Annotated in this window: 5 protein-coding genes; 2 read left to right on the top strand and 3 right to left on the bottom strand. The window is 67.8% G+C overall.

Annotated elements, in window-relative coordinates; translation table 11 throughout:
• The first annotated feature begins 274 nt into the window (after positions 1-274).
• Complete coding sequence (locus QZY48_RS32745) at positions 275-1582, top strand: MFS transporter (protein ID WP_295438688.1); 1308 nt, start codon at positions 275-277, stop codon at positions 1580-1582.
• A 145-nt stretch (positions 1583-1727) separates the two neighbouring features.
• Here QZY48_RS32745 and xseA read toward each other — a convergent pair whose 3' ends face one another.
• Complete coding sequence (gene xseA, locus QZY48_RS32740; RefSeq protein WP_295438686.1) at positions 1728-3125, bottom strand: exodeoxyribonuclease VII large subunit; 1398 nt, start codon at positions 3123-3125, stop codon at positions 1728-1730.
• Positions 3126-3452: 327 nt separating this feature from the next.
• On the opposite strand from xseA, the gene QZY48_RS32735 reads away from it, so the two are divergent.
• Entirely contained in the window at positions 3453-4541 is a 1089-nt protein-coding gene (locus QZY48_RS32735; RefSeq protein ID WP_295438684.1) for a peptidoglycan-binding protein, read from the top strand.
• Between the two features lie 141 nt (positions 4542-4682).
• Here QZY48_RS32735 and QZY48_RS32730 read toward each other — a convergent pair whose 3' ends face one another.
• Together QZY48_RS32730 and QZY48_RS32725 are read right to left on the bottom strand one after the other, a co-directional pair.
• Positions 4683-5870: an iron-containing alcohol dehydrogenase gene (locus tag QZY48_RS32730; protein WP_295438682.1), complete on the bottom strand. Its 1188-nt coding sequence runs from the start codon at positions 5868-5870 to the stop codon at positions 4683-4685.
• Between the two features lies 1 nt (position 5871).
• Entirely contained in the window at positions 5872-6168 is a 297-nt protein-coding gene (locus QZY48_RS32725; protein ID WP_295438680.1) for an antibiotic biosynthesis monooxygenase, read from the bottom strand.
• Between the last annotated feature and the right edge of the window lie 85 nt (positions 6169-6253).

The raw sequence follows: 6253 nt of genomic DNA, 5'->3' as shown, positions 1-6253 counted from the left end.
TCGTGATCGGATTGTTCGATTACGACAACGACAACGACAACGACGCCCGGCGCGTGAGAAGGTCCAGTCGCTGTAGGGTACGCATCGCGTACCCGGCCCCAGAGGTTGCCGCGGCTCGGTGGGTACGCGATGCGTACCCTCCGGGATCGGCGTCAACACATCAGTTCTGATCACACCCGGGCCGTACCGGGCCGCCCGCTCCGGTAACATAGACCCCGCCCGCTCAAGTTCCGGCCGGGCCGCCGACCCGCCGGACCCCCACCAGGACCCACCCATGCCACTCGACCCCGCGGATTGGCGGCGCTTCCAGCGTCGGCGCTGGAGCATCTACGCCATCCTGATCCTGGCCTATATGACGGTGTACTTCCACCGCATGGCCCCGGGGGTGGTGGCCGGCGAGCTGATGGCGGCCTTCCACACCAGCGGGGCGGCGCTGGGGTCGCTGGCGGCCATGTATTACTACATCTACACCGCTATGCAGATCCCCGCCGGGGTGCTGGCGGACACCCTGGGGCCGCGCGTCGGGGTCGCCCTGGCGTGCCTGGTGGCGGGGTGCGGGTCGATCCTGTTCGGGCTGGCGCAGACCTTCGAGGTCGCCGCCGTCGGCCGCTTGCTGGTCGGGCTCGGGGTCTCGGTGGTCTTCGTCGGGCTCATGCGCAGCAATACCCAGTGGTTCTCCGAGCGCTATTCCGGGGCCATCAGCGGGGCCACCCTGCTGCTTGGTAACCTGGGCGCCATCCTGGCGGCCGGGCCGCTCGCACTCCTGGTTGCCGTGGTGTCCTGGCGGGACGTCTTCGTCGGCATCGGTGTGCTGTCCTTCGTGACCGCGGCCCTGACGCTGGTCGTCGTGCGCAGTCGCCCGCAGGACGCGGGTTTTCCCTCGGTGCGTGAGTTGGAGGGCCTGGCGCCCCACCCGGAGCGCCACCAACATTGGCTGCTGGATCTGCGTGGAGTCTTTACCACCCGGGCCGTGTGGCCTGTGTTCTTCATGATGTTCGGGGTGACCGGCAGCCTGTTCGCCTTCGCCGGGCTCTGGGGCGTGAAGCTGATGCAGGACTGCTTCGGACTGGACCGCACCGCGGCCTCGCTCTACACCACGCTGATGCTCACCGGGTTCGCGCTGGGGTGTCTCCTGACGGGGTCACTCTCGGACTATCTGGGGCGGCGCAAGCCGGTGATCGTCGGGGCCTGCTTGCTCGCGGTGCTGGCCTGGCTCGGGCTGATCCTGCTGCCCTGGGGGCCGGGCTGGACGGGGCTCATGCTGTTCGCCCTCTTGGGTCTGGGCACCGGCGGCTTCGTGGTCGGCTATGTCGCCGCCAAGGAGGTGGTGCCCCCGGGGGTGGCCGGGATGGCGATTGCGCTGGTCAACACGGGGCTCTTCCTGGGGGCGGCCATCATGCAGCCGGCCTTCGGCTGGGCCCTGGACCTCACCTGGGACGGGACCCTGGTCGCGGGGGTGCGCCACTATGCCCTGAGCGACTACCACAACGGGCTCTGGCTCTCCTGCGCCTGTGCGCTGCTGGGCCTGATTGCCGCATCCTTGGTGCGGGAGACGCGGTGCCGGAACCTGACCTTGGCTTAGCTTTTTACCCTAAGAAAAGTAATTTAGCCGCAAATGAACGCAAATGGACGCAAATGATCAGAGACTTGGCCTTCACTGCACGTTCACCGTCCGGGTGACGACCGCGACGCAGCTAACCAGCAGACTTATTTGCGCTTATTTGCGTTCATTTGCGGCCAAATACTCTTCTTGGGTTTACGCTCGCGGGCGAGTCCACCACGGCGTGCAGAACGCCCTGGGCCAGTCGCGCCTCGATCCGGGTCCCGGGCGGGGCCTGCGCCGGGTCGCGGAGGATTTGGCCGTCCGGCAGCCGGGTGACGATGGCGTAGCCGCGGGCCAGGGTGGCGAGCGGGCTGCGGGCGTCCAGACCGGTGAGTGCCCGGCCCAGGCGTTCCTGCAGTCGGCCCAGGGCGCGTGACTGGGCCCAGTGCAGGCGCGCCCGCAACCCGTCCAGTGACGCGGCGGCGAGTCCCAGCCGACGTGCGGGGGAGACCGCCGCGAGACTGAGCGCGCGCGGCTCCAGGCGGGCGCGGGCGCCGCGCAGGTGCCGCTGCATCGCCTCGGCGAGCCGCCGGTCCAACTCGTCCAGGCGTTGCGCGCGGCTCTCCAGGCGTGCGGCCGGGTGCAGCAGGGCCAACTGGCGCAGGACCGCCGCCAGGCGCAGGCCGGCCCCCTCGATCAGCCGGCCCTGCAGGTGGCCGAGCCGCGCCCGCAGCGCCGCGACCCGCTGACCCAAGTGCTCCGCCGATGGGGCCACCAACTCCGCCGCCGCCGATGGGGTGGCCCCGCGGCGGTCCGCCGCCAGGTCGGCGATGGTGGTGTCGACCTCATGGCCGACCCCGCTGACCACCGGGATCCGGGAGGCGCGGATGGCCCGCGCCAGTGACTCGTCGTTGAAGGCGTTGAGATCCTCCAATGAGCCGCCGCCGCGGGCCAGGATCAGCACATCGCACTCGGCGCGCTGGTTGGCGAGCGTCAAGGCCGCGACCAGGGAGGCCGCCGCCGCCGTGCCCTGCACCTGGGCCGGGTAGATCAACACCGGCAGGGCCGGGCAGCGCCGCCCCAGCACCGTCAGCAGGTCATGGACCGCCGCCCCGGTCGGCGAGGTGATGAGCCCCACCTGGCACGGGAAGGCGGGCAGGGGGCGCTTGGCGGATTCGGCGAAGAGCCCCTCGGCCGCCAACCGGCGCTTGAGCCGCTCCAACTCCATGCGCAGGGCCCCCTCACCGCCCGGCTCCATGTGCTCCACCACCAGTTGGAAGTCCCCGCGCGCCTCATAGAGCGTCACCCGCGCCCGCACCAGCACCTGCTGCCCGTTCTCCGGCCGGAAGCCGAGCAGCAGGCGCTTGGCCCGGAACATGGCGCACCGGACCTGGGCCGCCTCGTCCTTCAGGCTGAAATAGCAGTGCCCGGAGGCCGGCAGCGCCAGATTGGAGATCTCCCCGCGCACCCAGATGGACGGGAAGCTGCCATCCAAGACCGCGCGCACCTCGCTCGCCAGGCGGGCAACGCTGTAGATGTCGCGGGTGAAGTCCAGGGCAAGGTCGGGGGTGGTGGGTGTCATGGGGGGTTGCTCAGTGTTGCGCCGGGGGGCGGATTTTCGCATCTTATGCGAGCAGTCTCGGTAGCGTATTGCGGTCAGCAACGTGGATACGTCGTCTCGGGGTGCTCCTTCGCCGGCTTGGCGGCCTGGATAGTTTCTCCGCCGGGAGGGGGCGGGGCTCTTTCAGGATGCTGCCCCGTTACAAATTGCTGACCTGAGTCCGCCGCGGTCAGGTTGAGTTTGAGATACACCTCGTCGGCGCCGACGGTTGACGCTGGGTGAATCGGGGGGTAGATTGCCCAATGCTGGAACCGCAGCCGTGCGGATAGTCCGCACCAGGAGACAGTCATGCTGGTACGCGCAAATACGCCATCGTGCTGCAAGGTGGGTGACCTCGATTCTGCAGGGCCGGGCGCATCGACAATCAAGGCCTCCGTTGGTGTGGGCGGTGTCAATGCGCGCGTTGATGTGCTCACCATTCAGCAGTTGCTCAACGGCGTGGCACCCGAGGAAAGCGGCCCGCTGCCTTTGTTGGCGGAGGATGGCATCACCGGGCCCTTAACTCAAGGTGCCATACGCAAGTTTCAGAAGGGTCAGCAACTGAAAGTGGTGGACGGGCGCATCGATCCCGATGGACCGACGCTGCGGCGCCTGAACGAAGTATCGACCCCGGGCCAGCGCGCGATTGCACAGCTGCGCGCAGTGCTGGGTGCGGATGTGCCGGCGGTGCGCAATCTGGCCGGCCTCGGGCCGGCACTGCGTCGCGCGCTGCGGCTCAAGCGCACCGAGCGCACACTGCCCGACCTGATACGCGCCGGGCGTGAGGGGCTGCGCGTGATCGAACAGGCAATGGATCACGTGGCGTTGGGTGCCGGCGCGCTGGCACCCAACGCCCAGTCATTTCGCAAGGCGGATTTTCATTTCAGGTTCGGCAACCAGCCGCAGGCGCAGACGTTGCAGGATCTCGGCTTTATCCGCACAACCTTCAGGCGGCTGAACGGTGTGATCAACAATCCGCGGCCCAGCGTTCTCGGTGGCAACCCCTTCGGCGTGGCCATATTCGACATTGATCCCACCGGCCTGCACCCCGACTGGCGCGCCTTCACGCCCATGCAGACATTTAAGGACAGGCGCAAGAGCGGCATTACGCCGGGCCATGTCTATCTCTGCGATAGAATCGATTTCGAGGCACAGGATTTGTTCGCGCACATCCTGCTACATGAACTGTTTCATTTTGTTGATGATGAATCCAAAGAGCGCCGGATTGTCGATGCGCCCGACGGTTACCGCGAAGGCGCATTCAAGCTCGCGCACCAGCAGCGCATGCACAATGCCGATAATTACGCGTTGTTCACCTCGCACGTGGCAATCGGTCGCGCACGGCTGATCGCATCGCACCCTACGCTGGCAACGGTGATACCGCAGGATCTGCCGTAGTGGTACTTGCAACGAATGCTTTGACGTGGCTTGGTGTTCTCCGGCACCACTCCTTGGTGTGTAAGGGGCCGCCGCCGATGGTGCGCAATGCAACGGCTCGGTTGAGGTCGTGCGCCAGGTGCTCGGGGAAACCTTCAACGGTCAGGACCGCAACCGCAGAATCCGCTCGATCTCGGCGTCCTGCAACTCCACTGGGTTGGTCTTCATGCTGGAGCCGCGCGAGTTCGCCACGATGCGGGCGAAATCGGCCTCTGTCACGCCTAACGCCGAGAGGCCCGGCAGGTTCAGGCGTCGGGTCCATTCCTCTAAGGTGCTCACCAACCAGTCACAGGCGGCAGTGTCACCAGCGTGCGGATCGGCGCCGAGCAGGCGCCCGACGAGGGCGTATTTGACGAGCGCCGGATGGTCCGGTGCCCGTGTCTGCATGGCCTCGCAATTGACCCGCGTCGCCGCCGCCACCAGGGTGCCGCACACGACGCCGTGGGGGATGGGAAAGAGGGACCCCAGCGGCTGGGCCAGTCCGTGCACCGAACCAAGCCCGGCCTGGGCGAGACAGATGCCGGAGAGCAGCGCGGCCAGGGCCATCCGGGCACGCCCGGCGGCGGCGTCCTCACCCCCCCGATACCAGGCGAACAGGCCGTCCCGCACGGCCGCGAGTCCGGCCAGCGCCAGCGCGTCGGTGACCGGGTTGGCGCGGGCGGAGACATAGGCCTCCAGCAACTGGGTGAAGGCGTCCATGCCGTTGGCGGCGATCAGGTCGGGCGGGCAGCCCGCCAGCAGGTCCGGATCGACGATGGCGTAGTCGGCCACCAAGGTGTCGTCGCGGAATGATTTCTTGAATCCGTCGGGCCCCTGGCGGGTGAGTACGGCGTTCTTGGTCGCCTCCGAGCCCGTGCCCGCCGTGGTGGGGACGGCGATGAAGGGTGTGGCGGGGCCGCGATAGGGCAGTTCCGGGCCCACGCCCTCCAGGTGGTCCATCACGGTATTGCCGGGTTTGAGCAGGCCCGCGATGGCCTTGGCGGCGTCCAGCACGCTGCCGCCGCCGATGCCGACGACCAAGTCGAATGCGCGCGTCCGCTGGTCGCGCACAATGGCGTCGACCTCAGCGGGCGAGGGCTCGCCCGCGATGCGGACGAGGTCATAGTGGAACCGGGCCTGGTCGAGTGCCCGTTGCAGGGCTTCCCACTGGGCCGTGGCAGTAAAGGAGCGGCCGCCGGTCACGATCAGCAGCCGCTTGCCGTAGCGCGCGGCGATACCGGGCACTTGGGCGATGCGGCCGGGGCCGAACTCGATGCGCGGCAGGCGCGCGATGGAAAAGGGTGTGATCATGTCAGCCCGCGGGAAAAAGTCCGGTCATGGGCACACCCTGGCGCGGCTGCGCCATCATGGGTGCGACGGTATCGCGCCACTGGGCATAGTGCGCGGTCTCTTTGTGCGCGGCGGCCTCCGCGGCGCTGCCGTAGGCCTCATAGAGGATGAAATGGCCGGGATCGGCCTGGTTCTGGAGTATGTCGAAGCGCCGGTTGCCCGGCTCCTTCACCGAGGCCTCGTGATTGGCGCGGCTGGCTTCGATGAAGGCGTCGCGGTGGTCGGGTTCGACGTGGACATGGACCAGGGTAACGTGCATGAGATGATCCGCAAAGATGGTGACCGGGATTCCGGTTACGTTGTCGTGGTCGTTGGCGGTGTCGGAAGAGGGGGGGGGGTATTAG

Source organism: uncultured Thiodictyon sp. (assembly GCF_903828115.1).
Lineage (GTDB): Bacteria > Pseudomonadota > Gammaproteobacteria > Chromatiales > Chromatiaceae > Thiodictyon.
This window is presented reverse-complemented; position numbering and strand designations above follow the sequence as displayed.

What these genes read in the sequence shown, in the direction of transcription:
- QZY48_RS32745 (WP_295438688.1), top strand. Translation starts at nt 275, where the DNA reads ATGCCACTCGACCCCGCGGATTGGCGGCGCTTCCAGCGTCGGCGCTGG.
- xseA (WP_295438686.1), bottom strand. Translation starts at nt 3,125, where the DNA reads ATGACACCCACCACCCCCGACCTTGCCCTGGACTTCACCCGCGACATC.
- QZY48_RS32735 (WP_295438684.1), top strand. Translation starts at nt 3,453, where the DNA reads ATGCTGGTACGCGCAAATACGCCATCGTGCTGCAAGGTGGGTGACCTC.
- QZY48_RS32730 (WP_295438682.1), bottom strand. Translation starts at nt 5,870, where the DNA reads ATGATCACACCCTTTTCCATCGCGCGCCTGCCGCGCATCGAGTTCGGC.
- QZY48_RS32725 (WP_295438680.1), bottom strand. Translation starts at nt 6,168, where the DNA reads ATGCACGTTACCCTGGTCCATGTCCACGTCGAACCCGACCACCGCGAC.